The sequence below is a fragment of the Leucobacter sp. M11 genome (assembly GCF_035726885.1).
GTDB lineage: Bacteria > Actinomycetota > Actinomycetes > Actinomycetales > Microbacteriaceae > JAPFRB01.
Genome location: NZ_JAPFRB010000001.1, coordinates 140963 through 141767, shown reverse-complemented (window position 1 = coordinate 141767; position 805 = coordinate 140963). Strand labels below are relative to the sequence as shown.

General features: G+C 68.6%; 1 protein-coding gene. It reads left to right on the top strand.

Annotated elements, in window-relative coordinates:
- On the top strand, positions 1 to 805 hold an 805-nt coding region (locus OOT08_RS00710), incomplete at both ends, for an MFS transporter (protein ID WP_325090674.1).

The following is an 805-nucleotide window of genomic DNA, read 5'->3' as shown; positions in this document are numbered from 1 at the left end:
ATCGGCAGCCTGACCATCGCAGTGATGCCCACCTACGAGGCCATCGGCCCCTGGTCCTCGCTCATCCTGCTCCTCGCCCGGCTGCTGCAGGGCCTCGCGCACGGCGGCGAGCTGCCCTCCTCGCAGGTGTTCCTGTCCGAGGTGGCCCCGCCCAAGCGACGCGGGCTCTGGTCGAGCTGGATCTACGTTTCCGGCACCACCGGCATCCTGATCGGCGTGCTCCTCGCCGCGGTCCTGAACCTCACGCTCACCGCGGAGCAGCTCGACGCCTTCGGCTGGCGGATCCCCTTCGCCCTCGGCGCGCTCGGCGGCCTCTACACGCTGTACCTGCGTCGCAACATGAAGGAGTCGGCGGCCTTCGAGCAGGTCGCGGCCAGCAACGCGACCCACAAGCCCAACATCTTCGCGCAGATCTGGAAGCACCGCATCGGCGCCCTGCAGGTCATCGGCCTCACCGTCGGCGTGACGGTGGCCTACTACGCCTGGGCCATTAACGCCCCCACCTACGCGAACACCCAGCTCGGCATGGACCGCGGCCTCACGCTGTGGGCCGGCGTGATCGGCAACATCGTCCTGATCGGCTCCCTGCCGCTGTGGGGCATGCTCTCCGATCGGATCGGGCGCAAGCCGGTCATGCTCATCAGCGCGATCGGGGCCCTCGTGCTCTACTACCCGATCCACCTCTGGCTCCGCGACGACTTCCTCGTGCTCGTGCTCAGCGTCTCCGTGATGTCGGCCATCCTCGCGGGTTCGCTCGCGATCATGCCGGCGCTGTTCTCCGAGCTGTTCCCGCCGGAGGTGCGCA